At 47.1% G+C, this 21,467-nt stretch carries 16 protein-coding genes; 8 read left to right on the top strand and 8 right to left on the bottom strand.

The window, feature by feature from the left end; all coding sequences use genetic code 11:
• The first annotated feature begins 20 nt into the window (after window positions 1-20).
• The 3 genes from QUA40_RS06455 (at window position 21) to QUA40_RS06465 (ending at window position 3,771) form a co-directional block, all read left to right on the top strand.
• Window positions 21-1,634: an HlyD family efflux transporter periplasmic adaptor subunit gene (locus tag QUA40_RS06455; protein WP_333122978.1), complete on the top strand. Its 1,614-nt coding sequence runs from the start codon at window positions 21-23 to the stop codon at window positions 1,632-1,634.
• A gap of 172 nt (window positions 1,635-1,806) precedes the next feature.
• Entirely contained in the window at window positions 1,807-2,967 is a 1,161-nt protein-coding gene (gene devC / locus QUA40_RS06460; RefSeq protein ID WP_333122980.1) for an ABC transporter permease DevC, read from the top strand.
• 81 nt (window positions 2,968-3,048) lie between these two features.
• Complete coding sequence (locus QUA40_RS06465) at window positions 3,049-3,771, top strand: DevA family ABC transporter ATP-binding protein (protein ID WP_333122982.1); 723 nt, start codon at window positions 3,049-3,051, stop codon at window positions 3,769-3,771.
• Between the two features lie 20 nt (window positions 3,772-3,791).
• Here the strand turns inward: QUA40_RS06465 and QUA40_RS06470 are convergent, their stop codons facing one another.
• Entirely contained in the window at window positions 3,792-4,703 is a 912-nt protein-coding gene (locus tag QUA40_RS06470; protein WP_333122984.1) for a hypothetical protein, read from the bottom strand.
• Between the two features lie 536 nt (window positions 4,704-5,239).
• Here QUA40_RS06470 and QUA40_RS06475 point away from each other — a divergent pair.
• Window positions 5,240-7,318 (top strand): DNA polymerase III subunit gamma/tau, encoded by a 2,079-nt coding sequence (locus QUA40_RS06475; RefSeq protein WP_333122987.1) that lies wholly within the window; start codon window positions 5,240-5,242, stop codon window positions 7,316-7,318.
• Between the two features lie 138 nt (window positions 7,319-7,456).
• Here the strand turns inward: QUA40_RS06475 and clpX are convergent, their stop codons facing one another.
• The 3 genes from clpX to tig form a co-directional block, all read right to left on the bottom strand.
• Window positions 7,457-8,800: an ATP-dependent protease ATP-binding subunit ClpX gene (clpX, locus tag QUA40_RS06480; RefSeq protein ID WP_172188019.1), complete on the bottom strand. Its 1,344-nt coding sequence runs from the start codon at window positions 8,798-8,800 to the stop codon at window positions 7,457-7,459.
• Between the two features lie 9 nt (window positions 8,801-8,809).
• Window positions 8,810-9,499: an ATP-dependent Clp endopeptidase proteolytic subunit ClpP gene (clpP, locus tag QUA40_RS06485; protein WP_333122992.1), complete on the bottom strand. Its 690-nt coding sequence runs from the start codon at window positions 9,497-9,499 to the stop codon at window positions 8,810-8,812.
• A gap of 344 nt (window positions 9,500-9,843) precedes the next feature.
• Window positions 9,844-11,259, bottom strand: a complete 1,416-nt coding sequence (gene tig, locus QUA40_RS06490) for a trigger factor (RefSeq protein ID WP_333122995.1) — start codon at window positions 11,257-11,259, stop codon at window positions 9,844-9,846.
• A 566-nt stretch (window positions 11,260-11,825) separates the two neighbouring features.
• Here tig and QUA40_RS06495 point away from each other — a divergent pair.
• The 3 genes from QUA40_RS06495 (at window position 11,826) to QUA40_RS06505 (ending at window position 16,122) form a co-directional block, all read left to right on the top strand.
• The gene (locus tag QUA40_RS06495; RefSeq protein ID WP_333122997.1) at window positions 11,826-12,869 is read left to right on the top strand and encodes an aspartate-semialdehyde dehydrogenase; all 1,044 of its coding nucleotides are present in this window, start codon (window positions 11,826-11,828) and stop codon (window positions 12,867-12,869) included.
• Window positions 12,870-12,976: 107 nt separating this feature from the next.
• On the top strand, window positions 12,977-13,900 hold the full coding sequence (dapA, locus tag QUA40_RS06500; protein WP_333123000.1) for a 4-hydroxy-tetrahydrodipicolinate synthase: 924 nt from the start codon (window positions 12,977-12,979) through the stop codon (window positions 13,898-13,900).
• 338 nt (window positions 13,901-14,238) lie between these two features.
• Window positions 14,239-16,122, top strand: coding sequence for a ribonuclease J (locus QUA40_RS06505; RefSeq protein WP_333123003.1), 1,884 nt, complete (start codon window positions 14,239-14,241; stop codon window positions 16,120-16,122).
• 234 nt (window positions 16,123-16,356) lie between these two features.
• Here the strand turns inward: QUA40_RS06505 and QUA40_RS06510 are convergent, their stop codons facing one another.
• From QUA40_RS06510 to QUA40_RS06520, 3 genes are all read right to left on the bottom strand, one after another.
• Window positions 16,357-16,632: a MoaD/ThiS family protein gene (locus QUA40_RS06510; protein WP_172188035.1), complete on the bottom strand. Its 276-nt coding sequence runs from the start codon at window positions 16,630-16,632 to the stop codon at window positions 16,357-16,359.
• Window positions 16,633-16,739: 107 nt separating this feature from the next.
• Window positions 16,740-18,038 carry a threonine synthase gene (gene thrC / locus QUA40_RS06515; protein ID WP_333123006.1) on the bottom strand — a complete coding sequence of 433 codons (1,299 nt, stop codon included), beginning with the start codon at window positions 18,036-18,038 and terminating at the stop codon, window positions 16,740-16,742.
• A gap of 371 nt (window positions 18,039-18,409) precedes the next feature.
• A complete protein-coding gene (locus QUA40_RS06520; protein ID WP_333123009.1) occupies window positions 18,410-18,670 on the bottom strand; it encodes a MoaD/ThiS family protein in 261 nt (86 codons plus the stop codon).
• Between the two features lie 494 nt (window positions 18,671-19,164).
• Here QUA40_RS06520 and QUA40_RS06525 point away from each other — a divergent pair, with 494 nt between their 5' ends.
• Window positions 19,165-19,452, top strand: coding sequence for a hypothetical protein (locus tag QUA40_RS06525; RefSeq protein ID WP_006632921.1), 288 nt, complete (start codon window positions 19,165-19,167; stop codon window positions 19,450-19,452).
• A 539-nt stretch (window positions 19,453-19,991) separates the two neighbouring features.
• Here the strand turns inward: QUA40_RS06525 and QUA40_RS06530 are convergent.
• Window positions 19,992-21,368, bottom strand: coding sequence for a cytochrome P450 (locus QUA40_RS06530; protein ID WP_333123012.1), 1,377 nt, complete (start codon window positions 21,366-21,368; stop codon window positions 19,992-19,994).
• Between the last annotated feature and the right edge of the window lie 99 nt (window positions 21,369-21,467).

Genomic DNA, 21,467 nt, shown 5'->3' on the forward strand with positions numbered 1-21,467 from the left:
AGCCTTATCTTTAGTTGAGTTTGAATATATCGGTCGCTCCTATTCATAGTTTGCGATCGATTATTCAGCAAGCCCTAATTACCACAGGAGTCGGTTTTTGGCAAGTATCTCAAATTAGAAAAGCCGAAGAATTAAAGGCGGCGGCTGCTGCGGCGGCTGCAACTCCCGCCGCCACCCGCAGCAGCGTTACAGCTTTGGGTAGGTTGACTCCGCAGGGGGAAGTTATCAAATTGTCTGCCCCTTCGGCGTCTGAGGGAGCAAGAATTGAACTGTTGCAGGTGGAAGAGGGCGATCGAGTCAGTCAAGGACAAATCATAGCAGTTCTCGATACGCGCGATCGACTCCAAGCAATCCTCCAACAAGCCGACAAAGAAGTCAAAGTCAAACAAGCAGAATTAGCAAAAATTCAAGCAGGTGCAAAAACAGGCGTTGTCGGCGCCGGGAAAGCAGAAGTTGCCAAGTTTCAAGTTCAACGTCAAAGAGAAACCGAAGGCGAAGCTGCCAATGTCGCCCGCTTAGAAGCTCAACTGCGAAGAGAAACGGAAGCCGAACAAGCTAACGTCGCCAAATTCGAGGCACAATTGCAAAGAGAAACCGAAGCCGAACAAGCTAATCTTGCCAAATTTGAGGCACAACTAGAAAGAGAAACAGAGGTGCAGCAGTCCAAATTAGCTCGGCTAGAAGCTCAATTGCGCGGCGAAATAGCCTCTCAGAACGCTACAGTCGATCGGCTAAAAGCCGAATTGAAAAACGCCGAAGCCGAGCAACAACGCAATAAAGAACTAGCCGAAACAGGTGCAATTTCTGCTTCAGTTTATGACACAAAGCGCTTAAGTGTAGATACGGCTCGTGAAAAAGTCAGAGAATCTGAAGCCATATTAGAAAAAACAGTGCAAACACTGCAAGAGCAAATAGTCGAAACTAAAGCCACAGTCAAACAAACAGTAGAAACAGGCAAGCAGGAAATCAATCTATCCCGAGCCAATCTCAGACGCAAGTTAGAAACAGGTAGGCAGGAAATTAACCAAGCCAGAGCAACCTTAAATCAAAAGATAGAAACAGGACGAGAACAAATCAATCAAGCCGAAGCAATACTAAAACAAAAAGCAGAAACTGGCCAAGAACAAATCAATCAAGCCAAAGCAAATCTAGACCAAATTGCCGAAGTCCGTCCCGAAGACGTGCAAGCCGCCCAAGCAGCCGTCGAAAGTGCGATCGCCACCAAACAAAAAGCTCAAGTAGACTTAAACTTAAGTTACGTCAAAGCACCCGTATCCGGCTACATCCTCAAAGTTCACAGCCGACAAGGAGAACGTGTCAACACTCAAGATGGCATCGTAGAACTAGGCGGTACCGATCAAATGTACGCCGTAGCAGAAGTTTACGAAACCGACATCGCAAAAGTGCGAAACGGCCAGCGCGCAACAGTCAGCAGCCCAGTATTTGCAGGCACTTTGGAAGGAACAGTCGCTCGCATCGGTAAACAAATAGGCAAAAAAGATGTCCTCAATACAGACCCCGCCGCCGATACCGATGCTAGAGTTATCGAAGTAAGAATTCGCCTCAATCCAGAATCTAGCAAGCAAGTTGCAGCCCTAACAAACTTGCAGGTTGAAGTCAAAATAGATATCTAACTTTTACGTTGACAGGACTTACGCATGGGGACTCAAGAAACCGGGTTTTTTACCGAGATTAAGGGTTTTAATCAAATATAAGGGTAAAAAACCAGGTTTCTCAACACCCGTGCTTAACTCCTAAAATTATTCAATCCCAAACCCAAAATCTCAAATCTAAAATAGACTGAATATGGCAAAAATACGACTAGCTTGGGCACAATTAACCCGCGAAAAAATGCGCTTAGTAATCGCGCTAGCCGGCATTGGATTTGCCGACTTGCTGATGTTTATGCAGTTCGGATTTAGAGACGCGCTCTTTGAAAGCTCCATCACCTTTCACGCGAAGTTAAAAGGGGATATTTTTATCACCAGCACTCAATCTACGGCTTTAATAGCCATGAAAAGTTTTCCTCAGCGTCGCTTGTATCAAGCCTTGAGCTTTAACGGCGTTACATCCATTAGTCCCGTATATTTAGGCTTTGGATTGTGGAAAAACCCCGACCCCAACCAGCGCAATACTCGGCAATTGATGGTAATCGGTTTTGACCCCGCTCATCCCATCTTTGATATGCCTGAAATCCAAAATAATTTGGACAAAATCAAAATTTCGGATGTGGTTTTATTTGACCAAGCTTCCCGCCCGGAGTTTGGGCCGGTAGTGGAATATTTCAAACAGGGAAAAGTTGTTGAAACTGAAGTTGACAATCGCCGCGTTAGGGTAGATGGTTTATTTACTATAGGGGCCTCTTTCGGTGCCGACGGAAATCTTGTCACCAGCGATTTGAACTTTATGCGGATTTTTTCGACGCGCAGGACAAGAGGTTTAATTGATATAGGTATTGTTCACTTGCAGCCGGGAACAGATGTTAAGGCTGTTGTTGATAAAATGAGGGCAACTTTGCCGAAAGATGTGAGAATTTCTTCTAAAGAAGAGTTTGTAGATTTTGAAAAAAAATATTGGCAGGAAAGTACCTCAATCGGATTTGTTTTCACTCTCGGCGCGGCAATGGGATTTATCGTTGGGATAGTGATTGTTTATCAAATTCTTTATACGGATGTTACCGATCATTTACCCGAATACGCTACGCTAAAGGCGATGGGATATAGGGACATTTACTTTTTGGGTGTGGTGTTTCAAGAAGCTTTGATTTTGGCAATTCTTGGTTATTTGCCGGGGTTTGGGGTTTCTCTGCTGCTGTACCATTTAGGGAGAAGTGCTACGAGTTTGCCGATGTACATGACTTTGATGAAAGCTGGAACTGTTTTTGCAATGACAGTTGTTATGTGTTCTGTGTCGGGGGCGATCGCAGTTAGGAAGTTGCAGGCGGCTGACCCGGCGGATATTTTTTAAGGAAGGAAGAAGGAAGAAGAAAGAAGAAAGGAAGAAGGAAATACCAATAATAAATTACGAATTAACAGCTACAAATTACCAATGAATACTTTACCAGTTGTCTCAATTAAAAATCTCAATCATTCCTTTGGCGAAGGACAACTTCGCAAACAGACATTATTTAACATCAACCTCGAAATTTATCCGGGCGAAATCGTGCTGATGACTGGGCCTTCAGGGTCTGGTAAAACAACATTATTAACCTTGATTGGAGCTTTGCGCTCGATCCAAGAAGGTAGTCTGAAAATTCTCGACCAAGAATTGCGGGGAACGCCGAAAAATAAATTAGTTAAAGTCCGCCGCGACATCGGCTATATTTTCCAAGGTCACAATTTGCTCAAATGCTTGACAGCTAGGCAAAATGTGCAAATGTCTTTAGAACTGCACAGTCATCTTTCTCCCCAAGAAACTAATGATAAAATAGAGGGAATGCTGCAAGCTGTAGGCTTGGGAGAAAGAATAGATTATTACCCGGACAGTCTTTCTGGGGGACAGAAACAAAGAGTTGCGATCGCCCGCGCGTTAGTCAGCCAGCCGAAATTAGTATTAGCAGACGAACCCACAGCAGCCCTAGACAGTAAATCGGGTCGAGATGTGGTAGAAATTATGCGAGGTTTGGCCAAAGAACAACACTGCACTATTTTGCTTGTCACCCACGACAACCGCATTTTAGATATAGCCGATCGCATTATTCACATGGAAGACGGCTACCTCGCACAAGATACATCAACAGCCGCTACAACAGGCGTTCTTTCGGGAAAATAAAATAATTAATCCACCTAAACTTATTTCCGAGAACCGGGACGCTTTCCTCCTACCTTAGCAGGAGTTTTTGTCCCACCTTTGGCTGGACTTTTAGAACTACTTTTGCCACTTTTTGAGCTTTTCGCTACTGCCAACTGGCCCTCAGTCTCATTTGCAGGTCTGCCGGCAGGCGTTCTCGTAGTCCTAAAGGTAACATTCACCCCTTCATTCGACTGTTCCAGCACCAACATCGGCGTCGGCTTGGCTTTTTGATCCCACTCAATATGAACTATGCGACCTTGAATTGTCGGCTGCCAACTGTCGTGATCGTCTGAAGGACTCAGATAAGTTTCCAAACAGTCAATAATTTGATTAATTGTCGCCGATGTTGCCTGAGTCGGCAGTTTCATCAGCTTAATTTGAATCCGAAACAGCACTCGTTTTTCTATTTTTACTGCGGGATCGCCAGTTTCGTATTCGATATCAAACATCGAATCCACTTGCCTGCCGCTGCCGGCATTCCCGTTTTTCTCTCCCACCGCACTCTGCGTCGGACGCAGGGCAATACTAATTTTTTCTTTGACTTTTTGCTTAATCTGGTTCACAATGCCAAAGTGAAAAACTTCTTCCGCCATCCGCATTCTCAGGTAGTCTAAATTAAAGTCTCGGGAGTGGATCAGGTCGGGATTCTTTTCCATTTTTGAGATGGTTTCCAGAGCCATTTTGTATTTTTTCTGGAGTTCTCGATTTCTAAACTCTTCAAATGTGAGCTTTTTGCTCAAACCGTCGAGTTTTAGCTTGGTAAACACCGCTAAACCGATAAGCAATAACAACAGTAATCCCGAGGCTCCCATGAAGAGTTGGTCTGAGGACGGATGTCCGGGTTTAGCCTGTTTAGGTTTGGGAGAGGCTACTGCCAACCTTGGTTCTACAAGGATTATTTGGGTTGACATGGGCTTTTAAAGGGTAAAATTTGACGCTATATTTATACAGAACCCCAGAGTAGAGCTGGTAGTGCAATGGGATGAACCAACATTGACATCATTCCACCATCATCTTGGTACAACTGGATTTCTGCAACCGGAGCACGCACCCTCTAATTAATACTTTATCTTTAACTGCAAGCAGGTTTCCGAAATATCGGAAAATCGCGTGCTGGTACTGACCAATAGAAATGGTGAATTGTCTGTAATATATTATACCAATACAGCTAAAAAAATGTTTGTTCGGCGGTCTCCGTTTCTAGCAAAATAAAAAGAAATACACATAAATTAATAGTAACTCTGGGAGCGAGCAGCGGAAAACATCAAGCAGAACAGCCGATCGCCCGGACGATCGAGGGGCGGACGTTAGGAGGGTGTAATTCCTACTGTAGGCGCACTCCCGCCGTGCAAGCCCACCGGGTGGCTTGCTGTGAAAGTCGAGCTGTGGTGCGATCGAATAACGTCTCCTTAGCTAAGATTACAGCTAATACCACCAATATTCGATCGTGACCTACGAACCCCTGCACCACAAATATCGCCCTCAGACATTTGCCGAATTAGTCGGTCAAGAGGCGATCGCCCAAACCCTCACCAGCGCCATCCTACAAGAGCGCATAGCACCAGCATATCTATTCACCGGCCCCAGAGGCACCGGTAAAACCTCTAGTGCCAGAATTTTCGCCAAATCCCTCAACTGTATTTCTACGGTTGCCCCCACCCCCACACCCTGCGGCAAATGCAACGTTTGCCAAGAAATTGCCCGAGGTTCGACACTAGATGTCATCGAAATTGACGCCGCCAGCAACACTGGAGTAGATAACATTCGGGATTTGATCGAACGAGCTCAATTTTCCCCCGTACAGTGCCGCTATAAAGTATATGTAATCGACGAAGTTCATATGCTCAGTACCCAGGCATTTAATGCCTTATTAAAAACATTAGAAGAGCCGCCCGATCGCGTTGTATTCGTCCTCGCAACAACCGACCCCCAAAGAGTATTACCAACTATTATTTCTCGTTGCCAAAAGTTCGACTTTCGCCGCATCCCCCTCGATGCAATGATTGCTCATTTGCACAAAATTGCCCAATTAGAAAACATCAATATTGCTAGCGATGCAGTACAAATGGTTGCTCAAATCGCCCAAGGTGGTCTGCGAGATGCCGAAAGTTTGCTAGACCAACTGAGCTTATTTCCCGGTCAAGTAACAGTCGAAAAAGTTTGGGATCTAGTCGGTGCAGTCCCCGAAAATGATTTAATGGATTTGCTGCAAGCTATTGATACAGATAACGCTACAGCATTAATAGACATGACGCGCCACCTCATGGATCGCGGTCGAGAACCGCTAATCGTGCTGCAAAGCCTCGCGAGCTTTTACCGAGATTTGCTAATAGCCAAAGCTGCACCAAAGCGGTCAGATTTAGTAGCTTTAACATCTGCAACTTGGGAAAAATTGGGGGATTTTGCCCGCACATGGGATGCCGAGTTGATTTTGGCAGGCCAGAAACACTTGCAAACCCACGAAGTGCAAATTAAAAACACTACTCAGCCGCGTTTGTGGCTGGAAGTAACGCTGTTAGGATTGTTGCCCTCAGCAATTAGAACTCAGCAGCAACCAACAGCCGAACCAGCTAAAAATATTACTCCATCACAAATTCACCCCTCCCAACCCAGGGCGGGCACGGGGGCACCGCCCCTACAATCGGGGGGGAGTCAGATATCTAATATTGAACAATCTTCAGTTCCCAATTCGCAAAACCCTCCGCCTCAGTCGCCGCCTGTGGCTAATCGAATAGAAAGCAGACCTCCTGCTGCGATTCCCGCACCTGTACCAACTGCTGAAACGAATCAAACAAATTATTCACCGACTAATTCAGCAGATGAAATCGATTTAAATCGAGTGTGGGAACAGGTACTTGACCGCGTGCGGCCGCATGGCACTCAATCGCTGCTTCGCCAACATGGACAGCTAGTAATTTTTAGCAATAATACTGCTCATGTTAAGATTAGTTCGCAGCCGTTGCTCAATATGGTTAAAGACAAAGTAGCTAATATTGAAGAAGCTTTTTTGCAAATTTTTAACCGTCGAGTAACAGTAAAAGTGGGCTTGACAAATCCCGCTGAAACTAATAGTTCCCGCGCCAAGGATTTGCCAACTTCTAACGGACGTATTAGCGAAAATCCCAGGAATTCTCATCCTGTGAGTGATGCGGGCCAACAGGGGCAGAAGTCGGCGGATTCTGAGATTACAGATGATTTTTTGGGGAATGGTCGAGAAGAACAAAAACACCCGCCTGCGCCTGAAAATACCGCCGTTAATGTGCCGGCAATTTCAGAATCGCGATGGCCCACAAACGGTTCTACAGACTCTCAAAATGACTTTAACGCTCAGGCTATAGCGGTGCGTGATGACGCTCAATATGTCGCAAATACGGCTAGGCAATTGGCTGATATGTTTGACGGGGAAGTAGTCAATTTGTCGGATGACTTGGAGATTTGGGAGTCGGAAACTTTTAGATTGGAATCTGAACCGGATTTTCCCGAGTTATCTTCTGAGTTAGGTGAGGATGATTTTATAGATTGGTAAGTAGATAACTAAAAAAAACCGAGAAACCCGGTTTTTGTAGTAGGGGCGCTGCTAAGAGTGGCCGCCCTTGCAGGTTTCTTAATACCCTAAAAGTTTTAAGTTGAATTAGAGTCACCTAGTGATTGTGAATATCTACTTTTAAGCTGACTCTGGCTTAGGTAAAGAAGACGGAAGTACCAACAACTCAGCAGTCGATCGCTTCTCAACCATTTCCTTAGTAATCGTACACCGGGCAACATCCTTGCGCGACGGCAACTCGTACATCACATCTAACATCAATTCTTCGACAATTCCCCGCAGCGCCCGCGCTCCAGTTTTGCGGCGGTATGCCTCCTGGGCGATCGCCCGAATCGCATCCGGCTTAAAGTCCAACTGCACGTTATCCATCTTCAGCAGCTTTTGATACTGCTTAACCAAAGCATTGCGCGGTTCTGTCAAAATCGCCATCAGCGTTTCCTCATCCAGCGGTTCCAGCACCGCCGCCACCGGCACCCGCCCAATAAACTCAGGAATCATCCCAAACTTCACCAAATCATCCGGTTCCAGTTGCTTAAGTACATCAGCAGCCCGCTTTTCCTTCGGCTGAGCTTCTCCGGGCTGAATAAAACCCATTGACTTTTTACCCGTTCTCTGCTCTATCACTTTCTCTAGACCGACAAAAGCCCCGCCGCAAATAAACATGATGTTGCTGGTATCAATTTGGATGCAGTCTTGATAGGGATGCTTGCGGCCGCCTTGGGGAGGTACATTGGCGATCGTCCCCTCGAGCATTTTCAACAGCGCCTGCTGCACGCCTTCCCCAGAAACATCCCGGGTAATCGAAGGATTTTCGCTCTTGCGGGCTATTTTGTCAATTTCATCAATATAAATAATTCCGCGCTGCGCCTCTTCCACGTCCATATCTGCCACTTGCAGCAGCCGCAGCAAAATATTTTCCACATCTTCCCCGACATAGCCCGCTTCCGTCAGCGTCGTCGCGTCAGCCACCGCAAACGGCACGTCTAGCATATCCGCCAAAGTCTGAGCGAGCAGAGTTTTTCCGCAGCCCGTCGGCCCGATTAACAAAATATTCGATTTTTGCAGTTCTACTTCTTCCGGCGGGTGCTTGCCGCTATTTTTGGCATGGATAAAGCTGAGGCGCTTGTAGTGGTTGTAAACTGCCACCGAGAGCACCTTTTTCGCCTCATCTTGCCCAATCGCGTTTTCGTCGAGGTAGTTTTTAATTTCCCTCGGCTTCGGAATTTGGCTCAGCGACATACTTTTGCCCGAGGTAGCGCGACGCTTTTGCGTCGTTTCCTGCTTCGGAGCCACCGCCGCTGCCGGCACTGCACTCGAATCAAACAACTCCTCATCTAAAATTTCATTGCACAAGTCTACGCATTCGTCGCAGATATACACCCCGGGCCCTGCGATCAACTTGCGTACTTGCTCTTGAGACTTGCCACAAAACGAACATTTTAGATGGGAGTCGTACTTAGACATAACAGCCTCTTAATTCAGTGCAGTGACATTCTCTCCCGCCATCGGAAGGTTTTCCTTTTCGATAACTCGATCGACCAAACCGTAATTTTTGGCTTCCTCGGCTGACATAAAAAAGTCGCGCTCAGTATCAGCCTCTAATTTGTCGAGTGGTTGACCTGTGTGGTGCGCTAGCAGTTCATTCAGCTTACGCTTATGATAAAGGATTTCCTTGGCTTGAATCTCAATATCAACTGCTTGACCTTGAGCGCCTCCGAGTGGCTGGTGAATCATAATCCGGGAACTCGGAAGAGACATCCGCTTACCGTGGGCTCCTGCTGTCAGCAGAAATGCACCCATACTCGCTGCCAAACCGTAACAAATCGTCACCACATCCGGGCGGATTTGCTGCATTGTGTCATAAATTGCCATGCCGGCCGTCACCGAGCCGCCGGGGGAATTAATGTACATTTGGACATCTTTTTCTGGGTCTTCAGCATCTAGATACAATAGCTGAGCCACTATCGAGTCAGCAACTTCGTCGGTTACGGGAGTTCCTAAAAACACAATTCGCTCCCGCAGCAAGCGCGAGTAAATGTCAAAAGCCCGTTCGCCCATCCCCGACTGTTCTAGTACCATCGGCACTACATTGCTGGGGCTGGAACTGACATCAAAATCGTTATAGCTTGTAATTAGGTAATTGGAAGATTGAGATACAACCATAAGACACCAGTCAAGGATTCTAGACAATTTGCTGCTGCTGATGAAAGCTTTAAATTAAGCCGCCAGCTTTTAACTATTATGCCTCTTCTGAACGGATATCGGGGGAATGGGGAGTTTTGAGTTTTATTGCTTTCTGCGCTGGGCGCAACGCTGGAGTCACTCGCAAGGCTCGCGGGGTGAATGAGTTAAAAGACCTACTTGTAAATCATCGCTGCTTCTAGTGGACACCCCGAGCTTTTAGTAAGGATCAGGCGCACCCGGAGCTTTTAGTTAAGGATCAGGTGCGCCGTTAAAATCACGGTTGATTTCATGCCCCCAATTAGGACATTTGAACACATTAAGTTCTATTCTTCGCCTACAACTTCCACTTCAACGCTCGTGGCTGCTTCTGCTGAATCTTCAGCGTCTGATTCTTCTGATTCTGCAGCAGCAGGAGTCAGAGAGCCTTCAGGTACGAGTTCGATTGTCCCTTTTTCTTCCAACCATTTCAGGGTTTTTTGTTTTAGCAAGTCTTCCCTTACAAATTCCTGCAACCTTTGGGGGTCAAAATCTCCTTTGGGAAACTGCTTTCTGACTTTTGCTACTTCTGCTGCTACTTCTGCGTCTTCCACAGATAAGGATTCCAGCTTGGCTACTTCTGCCAGAGCTAGAGTCTGCTTGAGGCGATCGATTGCTTCCGGGCGCGAGCGTTCCCGCATCGGGCCCATATTTTCTTCGGTAAACAGTTGGTTGATATCTATGCCGTAATTTTTCAATTGGACGGCTTGTTGATTCAACAAATAATCGATTTCGCGATCGACCATTGTTTCGGGAATTTCCACTTCTATTAGCTGCGCGATGGCTGCTGATATAGCTTTTTCCTTATTAGCTGATGTCTGGTTTTCTTTGTCTGCTTTAAACCGAGTTTCGAGCGATTCGCGCAGTTCTGCTAAGGTTTCAAACTCGCTTACTTCTTGGGCGAAGTCGTCGTCCAACTCCGGCAATTCTTTTTCCTTAAGTTCTTTGAGAGTAATCGTAAAGACTGCCGGTTTTCCTGCTAATTCTTCACTGCTATACTCATCGGGGAACTGCACGGAAACTTCTCTAGTTTCTCCTGGATTCATCCCGATCATGCCTTGAATAAAGCCCGGTACAAACTGATTTTCCGACAATTCTACTTGAAAGTCTTCTGCGTCGCCGCCGGGAATTTCTGCGGGAGTTTCGCCTTCGGGTGCTTCCGCAAATCTACCCGCAAAATCAACCAAAGCCGTGTCTCCCAACTGAGCCGGCCGGCCTTCTACGGGGATTAAAGTAGCTTTGTCCGATCGATATTTTGCCAGTACCTCATCTACCTGAGCCTCATCATACTTAGCTTCTTCTGCTTGAAGCTGCAAACCTGTGTACTGGGCGATTTTCACTTCGGGTTGTACATCAACCTTCGCCGAAAAAATCAGAGGCTGTTCTGGATCGAACTTAGCTAGTAATTCTTCAAACTCGGTGCGAAGTTCAAAACTGCCAATTGCGGCAATTTTTTCTTGTTCGAGGGCTTTTTGCAGGGAATCATTAATCAAATTTTCCAAAGCCGTCGCCTTCAAACGAGTCTGGCCTAGGCGCTGTAGCAAAACTTGACGGGGAACTTTGCCTTTGCGGAACCCAGGAATACTAACCTCGCGAGCAAATTGTTTAATTACTTGCTCGTAAGCTTGTTTTGACTTTTCTGACGGTACTTCGATTTCCAGACCAATTTGGCTAGCTGGAAGTTTTTCCTGGGTTACTTTCATCGGCTTTTTTGATATTTAACAATAGTGTAATAAAATACATACAAATCTGACTTTGCCTGCATTTTAATTTTGTACGCTTTGACTCGTAACGGCACAACTACAACACCTTTACCGGATGAGACTGTAAGTCATTGCCGGCTACTTTTTTGGCTCTTGCCAAATAGTTTTGGTTTGAGGATACTAGCTTTTACTGCTAGGAATGTGGAGGTTAAGTCCACTAATTGCCGATGCACCATAGCACATATCGCCCTGTGATGTCAATCTTGCCGGCCTCTGCGGCTAGTTAAAGTCAATGGATGCGCCTGCGAAAATGCAGAGATATCACAAAACTTAACCGGATGCGGATTGGGCGTGGGCGAGCGGCAAAAGATGCTAAACTGGCATTTGGTACGATCGCACGTCGCAATAATCGGGAAGTTTGATCGCCCTTTTAGGTTAACTGCACCATTGCTATCCTCTCATGCTCCTGATGTCGCATAACATTAATTAAGTTTGATATTGAGAATTGCAGTTATTTAAATTTTTGATTTCGATCGTTTAGACTTTAATTTGTGGAGGAAACTAATTTGTCTCAATCCTATCGAGTTGCCATTTTAGGAGCCACCGGCGCAGTCGGGGCCGAGTTGCTAGAACTATTGCACAGCCGGAGTTTTCCGATTTCTAACTTGAAGCTGCTGGCTTCGGAACGTTCAGCAGGCACAACTTTGCCTTTTGGCGGTGAGATGCTGCCGGTCGAAGCAGTTTCGGCGCGCTCGTTTGATAATGTAGATTTGGTGCTGGCTTCGGCGGGCGGCTCTACTTCTAAGTTATGGGCTCCGCAAGCGGTGGCAGCCGGGGCAGTGGTAATTGACAATTCTAGCGCTTTCCGCATGGATGCGACCGTACCGCTGGTGGTTCCCGAAGTCAATCCCCAAGCTGCAGCAGCTCACCGAGGTATAATTGCTAATCCAAACTGCACGACTATTTTGATGGCAGTTGCTGTTTGGCCACTTCACAAAGTTAGGCCTGTACAGCGCATCGTTGTAGCGACTTACCAGTCTGCCAGCGGGGCGGGGGCAAGGGCAATGGAGGAAATGAAAGCTCAAGCCAGAGCAATTCTGGCGGGGGAAACGCCCAAAACAGATATATTTCCATACCCATTAGCATTTAATCTGTTTCCGCACAACACCCCGATTAATGATTTAGGGTATTGTGAAGAAGAGATGAAAATGGTAAACGAAACTCGGAAGATATTTGGTACGGACCAGATTAAAATTACGGCAACTTGCATTCGGGTTCCCGTACTCCGCGCTCATTCGGAAGCGATTAACCTAGAGTTTGCAGAGCCTTTTAGCGCGATCGAGGCCAGGGAAATCTTAAAGCAGGCAAGCGGGGTTAAGCTGGTAGAAGACTGGCAAGCTAATTATTTCCCGATGCCCGCAGAAGCCAGCGGTAAGGATGAGGTGTTAGTTGGCAGGATTCGTCAAGATATTTCTCACCCCTGCGGGTTGGAGATGTGGCTGTCGGGCGATCAAATTCGCAAAGGGGCGGCTCTAAATGCGGTGCAGATAGCTGAGTTGCTGGTAGAAAAAAATTTGTTGCGAACCCAAGTGGCGGCGGCTTCTAATTAGGGGGAATCCTGGCAACTTGGAAATTGAAATTGGGGATTTTAGATAAACCTTTCATCTGAAATCAAAAATTTAAAATCAAAAATCAACAGTCTAAAATCGGAGAAAGTGTGGTAAAGTTTGGACGGGTTCTGACTGCAATGATTACGCCGTTTAAGGAAGACGGCAGCGTTAACTATGCGGTAGCAGAACAATTGGCAGTTCATTTAGCCGATCGCGGTACAGATAGCTTGGTAGTGTGCGGAACTACGGGCGAGTCTCCCACTATGAGCTGGGATGAAGAGTACGAATTATTTCAGGTGGTACAAAAGGCGGTGGTCGGTAAGGCGTTGGTAATCGCAGGAGCCGGATCGAATTCTACTTCAGAAGCAGTCGCAGCTACGAAAAAAGCCGCTAAACTCGGGTTAGATGGCTGTTTGCAGGTGGTTCCTTATTACAACAAACCCCCGCAAGAAGGTTTATATAATCATTTTCGGGTGATCGCACAATCTGCTCCAGAATTGCCTATAATGTTATATAACATCCCCGGTCGCACGGGTCAGAATATGTTGCCGGAGACGGTGGCTCGATTGGCCCAAATCCCCAACATTGTGGCCGTAAAAGAAGCAAGTGGCAACTTGGATCAAGCAAGTCAAATTCGGTGCTTGACATCCCCTGAATTTGCCATCTATTCTGGAGATGATTCCCTAACTTTGCCAATGTTGGCGGTAGGAGGATCTGGTGTAGTTAGCGTAGCCAGCCATCTGGTAGGAGAGCAACTGCAACAGATGATCAAAGCTTTCGAGGCCGGTCAAGTTCAAGTCGCTACCCAGATTCACTTGCAACTTTTTGACCTGTTTAAAGCTCTTTTTCTCACCACAAATCCCATTCTCGTCAAAACCGCTCTCAAACTTCAAGGCTGGGATGTAGGCTCCACCCGTCCGCCCCTGTGCGATCCGCCCGTTGAGGTAACTCAAAAGTTAAAGGACGTACTGAGTCAGCTAGCAGCAGTATCAGCTAGCAAGACGAGCGAGAACGAGTTTTCAGACAACTGAATATTGGTTGCGATCGGTCATCAGTCATCAGTCATTAGTTATGAGCTATGAGTTATTAGCGGATAATTAAGAATGGTTGATTGAGGATTGGAGACAACTGACTGTACGGGAGAATAAAACCCCGTAGGGGAGTTTTCCACAAATATCTTGGAAAAAATCGCCCTCATCAACGAACAACAGACAGTAGACACCTCCCAAAAAGCTTGTCTTGAACAGGCATCCTGCCTGTTCCACAGGGATTATTGGAGAGGTCTAGACAGTAGGCGACAGACGACAGACAACAGTCAACAGTCAACAGTCAACAGACAAATAACAAAAATAACTAACAAAGGATACGCATGATCAAAAATACAACTGCATCTGCTCTAAAAGTAATTCCCCTCGGCGGGCTGCACGAAATCGGTAAAAACACTTGTGTGTTCGAGTACGGCGACGAAATCATTCTTTTAGATGCCGGTTTAGCGTTCCCGACAGATGGAATGCACGGGGTAAATATTGTCCTTCCAGACATGACTTACCTGCGGGAAAACACCCACAAAATTAAAGGTATGATCGTGACTCACGGTCACGAAGACCACATCGGCGGCATCCCTTATCACCTCAAACAATTTGAAATTCCGGTCATCTACGGCCCCCGTTTGGCGATGGCTTTGCTAGCCGGAAAATTGGAAGAAGCGGGAGTGTCTCACCGCACAGAATTGAGGACAGTTCGACCGCGGGATACGGTAAGAATTGGCAAGCATTTCTTAGTCGAATACATCCGCAACACTCACTCGATGGCCGACAGTTTTACTGTAGCAATTCACACTCCTGTCGGAATTGTGATCCACACCGGCGACTTTAAAATTGACCACACTCCTGTAGACGGCGAGCATTTTGATTTGCAAAAGCTGGCAGAGTACGGCGAGAAAGGCGTGCTGTGCTTGATCAGCGATTCTACTAACTCGGAAGTTCCCGGTTTTACCGCTTCGGAACGTTCTGTGGCGCCGAATTTAGACAGAATTATCGCTCAAGCACCGGGACGAGTGATGCTGACGACTTTTGCTTCGTCGGTACACCGATTGCAGATTGTTTTGGACTTGGCCAAGAAAAACAATCGCTATGTGGGAGTGGTTGGCCGGTCGATGCTTAACGTCATCGCTCATTGTCGCAATCTCGGCTACATCAAATGCGAAGATAGTATTTTCAAACCGCTGAAAGAAATCCGCAATTTGGCTGAAGACAAGGTACTGATTTTAACTACAGGTTCCCAAGGCGAACCGATGGCGGCCATGACTCGCATTGCTAACGGCGAACATCACGAACTGAAAATCAGAAAGGGCGATACAGTCATTTTCTCAGCTAATCCGATTCCGGGAAATACGATCGCAGTGGTAAACACGATCGATAAACTGATGATGCTGGGAGCACACGTGGTTTACGGCCGCGACAAAGGCATTCACGTTTCCGGCCACGGCTGTCAAGAAGACCAAAAGTTAATGATTAACATGACTCGTCCCAAGTTCTTCTTGCCAGTACACGGGGAACACCGGATGCTGATCCAGCACTCCAAGACGGCTCAAAGCATGGGCATTCCCGCTAGCAATATGGTGATTATTGATAACGGCGATGTCGTAGAGTTGACCGAAAATTCAATGCGAGTCGCTGGTCAAGTGCCTTCAGGAATTGAATTAGTAGATGCTTCTCGATCGGGCGTTGTCAAAGCTAGCGTCCTCAAGGAACGTCAGCAGTTGGCCGGAGATGGCGTTGTAACTGTAGCGGCGGCTTTGAATTGGGAAGGCAAATTAGTTGCCAAACCAGAAGTCCACTTAAAAGGTGTAGTGACATCAGCCGATCGCGCGGAGGTGATCGGATTAATCACTCAAACCATTGAAACAGTTTTGAGCGATCGCTGGTCAGAATTTGTCAAACCCGCCACTGCTGACTCGCAAGTTGACATTGACTGGGTAGGAGTTCAAACCCAAATAGAAAAGGCTATTCAGCGAGTGATGCGCCGGGAACTGCAAAGCAATCCGCTGCTGGTATTCCTGATGCAAATTCCTGAAGAAGCAGTGCGATCGGAATATGCAGCAGCAGTATCTCCAGGTGCCCTGGAAGCACCTAAGCTATTATCCTCGCCCTCATCGGCATCGCCATCCTTGCCATCGCCCTCCTTGCCATCTCCTGCCAATCAGGTGACGGGTCGGCGTCGTCCCCGGACTGCTGCAAGGGCAGCTTCCTAGTGCGATATTTCTCGAACGCACTGCGAACAAAGAAATGAGTTTTAGGTTTGTAGTTGCGATTGGACGCCCAAGCGCAACTACAAGCCTAGATTTGATTTCATAATAAATAATATAGATTTCCTCACTAAGTGAGGGAATAGTGTTTAACCGCAGATAAACGCAAATGAACGCAGATAGTAATTAATTCTATCTGCGTTCATCTGTGTTTATCTGCCACCATCTGCGGTTGCAAAATCAGCCACCAGCAACTGCTGGAACAATGCTGACTTCATCGCCATCTTGGAGGGCTGTTTTTGAGCCATCCAAAAAGCGGATGTCTTCGCTGTTGACGTAGAAGTTAAGAAATCTGCGGGGTTCTCCCTTTTCATCACACAGGCTTTTTTTGATGCCGGGACAATTGGTTTCCAGCGATTCAATCAGTTCGGAAATGTTGTCACCGCCGCATTCGATGGTGGCTTGATTGTTAGTGAATTTTTGCAGGGGAGTGGGAATTAAAACTTTGACCGTCATTTTTTTAGTCCTTAGTCAGTAGTCAGTCCTTAGTTATCAGTCATTAGTCATCAGTCAACAGCTTAACAACTAATGACCAATGACCAATGACTAATGACTAATAAATATTAAACCGAAACTTGTTGCCATTCTAAGCGTTCGAGTGTGCGGGCACGTTCTAGGGCGCGCTCGAATGCTTCTAGTTTCGGTTCTAGGGTGATGGGTTCGCCGATGTAGCCTTGAACTGCTTCCTGCGTTTTCAAACCGTTGCCGGTGATGTAAACGACGGTGGTTTCATCGGGATTGATTTTACCTGCTTCTACGAGTTTCTTCAAGACTGCGACTGTCGTGCCACCTGCAGTTTCTGTGAATATGCCTTCAGTTTCTGCTAGCAGTTTCATGCCTTCGATGATTTCGGTGTCGCTTACCGATTCAATGTTGCCGTTAGTTTTGCGGGCGATTTCCAAGGCGTACATACCGTCGGCTGGATTGCCGATCGCGATCGACTTAGCAATTGTATTCGGTTTCACCGGTTTGACGAAATCACGGCCTTCGCGGAATGCTTGGGCGATGGGGGAACAGCCGTCAGCTTGGGCGCCACTGAACCGGACTTTCTTTTCATCAACTAAACCGACTTCGATGAATTCTTGAAAGCCTTTGTAAATTTTTGTGAACAAAGAGCCGGAGGCGAGGGGAGCGACGATGTGATCGGGCAATTGCCAGCCTAGCTGTTCGGCAACTTCGTAGCCGAGGGTTTTTGAGCCTTCGGAATAGTAGGGACGCAAGTTGATATTGACAAATCCCCAGCCATGTGTATTTGCGACTTCGCAACAGAGGCGGTTAACTTGGTCGTAGTTACCGTGAACTGCCATGACAGTTGGATTGTAAATCAGAGTGCCGAGGACTTTTCCTGCTTCTAAGTCGGAGGGAATGAAGACTACGCAGTCGAGTCCGGCGTGGGCGGCGATCGCAGCGGTGGAGTTAGCTAAATTGCCGGTGCTGGCACAGGATACCGTTGTGAAACCCAATTCTCTGGCTCTGCTGAGGGCGACTGACACCACTCTGTCTTTAAAGCTGAGAGTGGGCATATTGACGGCATCGTTTTTAATATAAAGATTTTTTAGACCGAGGCGGCGCGCCAAGCGGTGGGATTTTAATAGAGGAGTCATCCCAGTGCCGACATCGATGACGTTATCTGTAGCGACTGGTAAAAATGCGCGGTAGCGCCAGATCGAGTTGGGGCCGGCTGCGATGGTTTGGCGAGTGACGCTGCGGCGGATGGCGTCGTAGTCGTACTTGACTTCAAGCGGGCCAAAACAGCAATCGCAGACGTGCTTGGCTTGGAGTTCGTACTCTTCACCGCATTCTTTACATTTAAGGGCTGTGAAGGTTGCTGCTGTGGATTGGGTTCTGGTCGCCTGGGTCATGGCTCAACTCTCTAGTTTTGCGATGTTTTCTAATTCTTGTGCAAGATTAGCACGGTCAATTTACCCCCGTCAACCATACCCGATTTTTTTAGTCGGGATTAATTTTTTAGTGACTTTTGAGTTAAACAGTGGTGTGTTTAACTTTGAGATTTGGGCGGGCGGGACGCCCACCCCACAACGATTTGACTTGTTTTCAGGATCTGGATCTTAATCCAGATTTTCAGGCCCGCACGCGAGCCTGAGCTAGCTCAAGGATGATTTGCCGACAGAATTGTTACAAAACTTAATAAATCTTTTTTGGGCTAACAATTGGGCAGTCGTGCGATCGAACACAACTACAAAACCTCGAATTTTTGATTAACCAACTTAGCCTACCCGCCGCTGACGGGGGGGATGAGTACAACTTCGTCGCCGTCTTGGAGGATGGTGTCGGGGGAGACGAATTCCATGTTGAGGCCGAAGCGGGTGCGATCGCGCCATTGTTCTAATTGAGGATATTGGGCGATCGAGCTTTCGAGCAATTGAGACACTGGGGTTTCGGGAGGAAGTTTTAATGTAAGTTCCGAAACGCCGTAAGCTTCACCGAAGGCGGCGAAGAGTTTAACGGTGATGGTAATTGAAGAGTCAGACACGGTAGTTTAGTGCGATCGACGGTTTGGCAATTATCAACTACACCATACAATTAATTAGGAATTAGGCGCGCCGAGGCTTAGAATTGAAAGCGGCAACCTCTAGTTAAGTTTTACCCCATCGGGTAAAGATGATAGTTGATTGCAGCAAAAACTCTTAACAGGATTGTATGCCGATCGCTCTCACCAACCAGGCGTTAGAAGCAGTTGGTATCCACTTATATGCAGCTAGCTAAGGTCTAGTTGGCTGCTGTTGAGGCTAATGCGAGAATAATTTTTGAGGATGCGGTATAGATACTTTACGGAAATTGTGGGAGAGTACAAAAAGCTCGCACTACATTTAGCAGGCAACAACGCAGACAAGGCCATACCAATCCTCTTATCCTGACAAAAAATTAGGTTATCAAGTGCGGATTGGAATACTCCAACCTTTACCCTGCTTAGCAAACTAGCCGTTCTATCTAAGAAGAATACTGAATTTAACGCGATAAAAATATATGGCCAACAACGATTTCAAAGTGCTTCAAATTATTGAAGCTAAAGGCTGGTATGCCTTTGGAAGTACGAAGCAAAGCCAGCACGTTGAGAGGTGGGTAAGACCTGTCGTGTGTTGGGTTTTAATAGAAGATAAAAAAAAGCGACGGGTTGTGACAGCTACGGCTAGCTATCAGATCCAGATTGACGACAAAGAAGTCGAGTTTTTTGCCCATGAAAGCGAAATTCAAGATCTGGAAAGTCTCCCGAAGTCTGTCTCGGTATCGGAATTTCTGAAAACAGAAGATTGAGAGAAGGACAGAAGGAGATAATTTAACAAGTTATTAATTATTCCTTAGTGATTCCTTAAACTTGCTGTCGGATTCTATTGGAATTAGAGGCAGAAGCTCTACATTGGGGACAGGGGGAGACGAGGACAGGGGAGAATTTATACTTTTGCCTTGCCTTCTACATCTTGTCCCCAATGCCTCAAGTAGCCCAAAAAATAAAGAGGCCGGAAGATTGCTGGCAATGCCAACACGCTTCCGACCTTGCTGAATAACAGGGTATGCATATGTTTTTAAAGTATGGCAGGCAGGCTTTCGAGATATCAAGAGGGCTATTGCAATTACCCACTTTTGCTTTCAGGGTATGTTTGCAAGGTTCCTACCATTTTAGACTAAAAATTTGAAACTTGAGAGCGGGCGATGGTTACAGGTTAAGGATTCTAGCTATTTATCTGTAGCCGGTGCTACAAAAAATGGTGGCCTTGGCGGACGATCGCACATTCTCGCTAAATTGTTTGCACTCAAAGCTGAAAGTTCGATCGCCCGTTGCAACTGCTGCGACTTTAAACCTCACTCAGAACAGGTTCAGGCTTCTGCTGCGGCATCCGCCGCCCCAGCAGGGCCATCCGCACACCGCCGGCAGGCCCTAAAGTAACCCCTCGGCGTTTGGCCTGTACGGGCTTTTTCTCGGCTAATACTAGGTCGAAATCCCGCAAAATGGTTGCCAACACCAGTTTCATCTCCAACTGCGCCAGCGCCAAGCCGATACAGCGGCGGCTGCCGCCTCCAAAGGGTAAATACTCGTAGGGCGAGAATTGTCTCTCCAAAAACCGTTCCGGTTTAAATTGCAGCGGTTCTGGATACAAATCCTCCCGGCGGTGAGTCAAATAAATTGAGCCGACGACAACCGTGCCCGGTTCGAGTTGATATCCCATCAGTTCCGCGGGCGTGAGCACTTCTCGCGCAAATGTCAGCATTCCCACCGGGTAAATTCGCAGCGTCTCCTGACAAACTGCACTTAGGTAAGGTAAGCGGAAAATCTCCATCGGGTCGGGATTTTCCCCCAAACTGTCCAATTCTTGCAGCAACTTCTGGCGCACGGAGGGCAAGTGGTGAATCCAGTAAAACGCCCAAGCTAGAGCCGTTGCTGTGGTTTCGTGGCCTGCAAACAGCAGCGTCATCAACTCATCGCGCAATTCTTCATTTGTCATTGGTTGCCCGTTTTCGTCGCGCGCGGCCATCATTAAGCTGAGAATGTCGGTGCGGTTGGCGTCTGGTTGCAGTCTGCGTTCTTCAATTTCGGCATAAATCAGATCGTTAACTTTCCGCTGCCGCTGTTTCATGCGTCCCCAAGGACTCCAAGAGCCCCAATCTTGCTGCATCCAGCCGAAAAACAGCATACTCGATCGCAACGGAGAACCAGTCATATCCACGACTGAGGCAAGTAGGGGCCTGAGCTCTTCCAACCGCGGCCCGTCATCGAGGCCGAAGACAGCTTGCAAGATTACCCGCATGGTGACTTCCTGCATGGCGCTGCGGGCCACAAAAGGTCGATCGACCGACCACTTGCTGGCAACATCTTGAGCGATATCGCAAATTAGTTGGCCGTAATTCCGCATCCGTTCCCCGTGAAAGGGTGGCATCAATAATTGGCGCGATCGTTTGTGCCTTTCTCCCGACAGCATAATCATGGATTGTTCTCCCATCAACGGTTTTAGGATGCTGTTCAGGCGGCCTGGAGCGTGAAACGCGTTGCTGTTGAGCATCTCTTGGACAGCTTGGGGGTGGTGGATCATCACCAATGGTTTCCCGTTGTTCACTTGAGCTGTGAAAATGTCGCCGTATTGTTTGGCACATTTATCCATGAATGTCAGGGGATCGCCGATCCATTGAATTAGCTGGACAAGGGGTGGAGCTTTGGGGCCGTTAGGTAGTGTCATAGGAATTACCGTGGTTTTGGTCACAGGACTTAGCAGCATCAACAAATCTCAAAAGGTTTGAAGGTTTATTCAATCCCTCCCAACCCTTTTTTTTTAAGG

This window comes from Microcoleus sp. Pol11C3 (assembly GCF_036701485.1).
Lineage (GTDB): Bacteria > Cyanobacteriota > Cyanobacteriia > Cyanobacteriales > Microcoleaceae > Microcoleus.

Bases quoted from the DNA above. Each gene is read 5' to 3' on its own strand.
- devC (WP_333122980.1), top strand. From the start codon at position 1,807: ATGGCAAAAATACGACTAGCTTGGGCACAATTAACCCGCGAAAAAATG.
- QUA40_RS06465 (WP_333122982.1), top strand. From the start codon at position 3,049: ATGAATACTTTACCAGTTGTCTCAATTAAAAATCTCAATCATTCCTTT.
- QUA40_RS06470 (WP_333122984.1), bottom strand. From the start codon at position 4,703: ATGTCAACCCAAATAATCCTTGTAGAACCAAGGTTGGCAGTAGCCTCT.
- clpX (WP_172188019.1), bottom strand. From the start codon at position 8,800: ATGTCTAAGTACGACTCCCATCTAAAATGTTCGTTTTGTGGCAAGTCT.
- clpP (WP_333122992.1), bottom strand. From the start codon at position 9,499: ATGGTTGTATCTCAATCTTCCAATTACCTAATTACAAGCTATAACGAT.
- tig (WP_333122995.1), bottom strand. From the start codon at position 11,259: ATGAAAGTAACCCAGGAAAAACTTCCAGCTAGCCAAATTGGTCTGGAA.
- QUA40_RS06505 (WP_333123003.1), top strand. From the start codon at position 14,239: ATGATCAAAAATACAACTGCATCTGCTCTAAAAGTAATTCCCCTCGGC.
- QUA40_RS06510 (WP_172188035.1), bottom strand. From the start codon at position 16,632: ATGACGGTCAAAGTTTTAATTCCCACTCCCCTGCAAAAATTCACTAAC.
- thrC (WP_333123006.1), bottom strand. From the start codon at position 18,038: ATGACCCAGGCGACCAGAACCCAATCCACAGCAGCAACCTTCACAGCC.
- QUA40_RS06525 (WP_006632921.1), top strand. From the start codon at position 19,165: ATGGCCAACAACGATTTCAAAGTGCTTCAAATTATTGAAGCTAAAGGC.
- QUA40_RS06530 (WP_333123012.1), bottom strand. From the start codon at position 21,368: ATGACACTACCTAACGGCCCCAAAGCTCCACCCCTTGTCCAGCTAATT.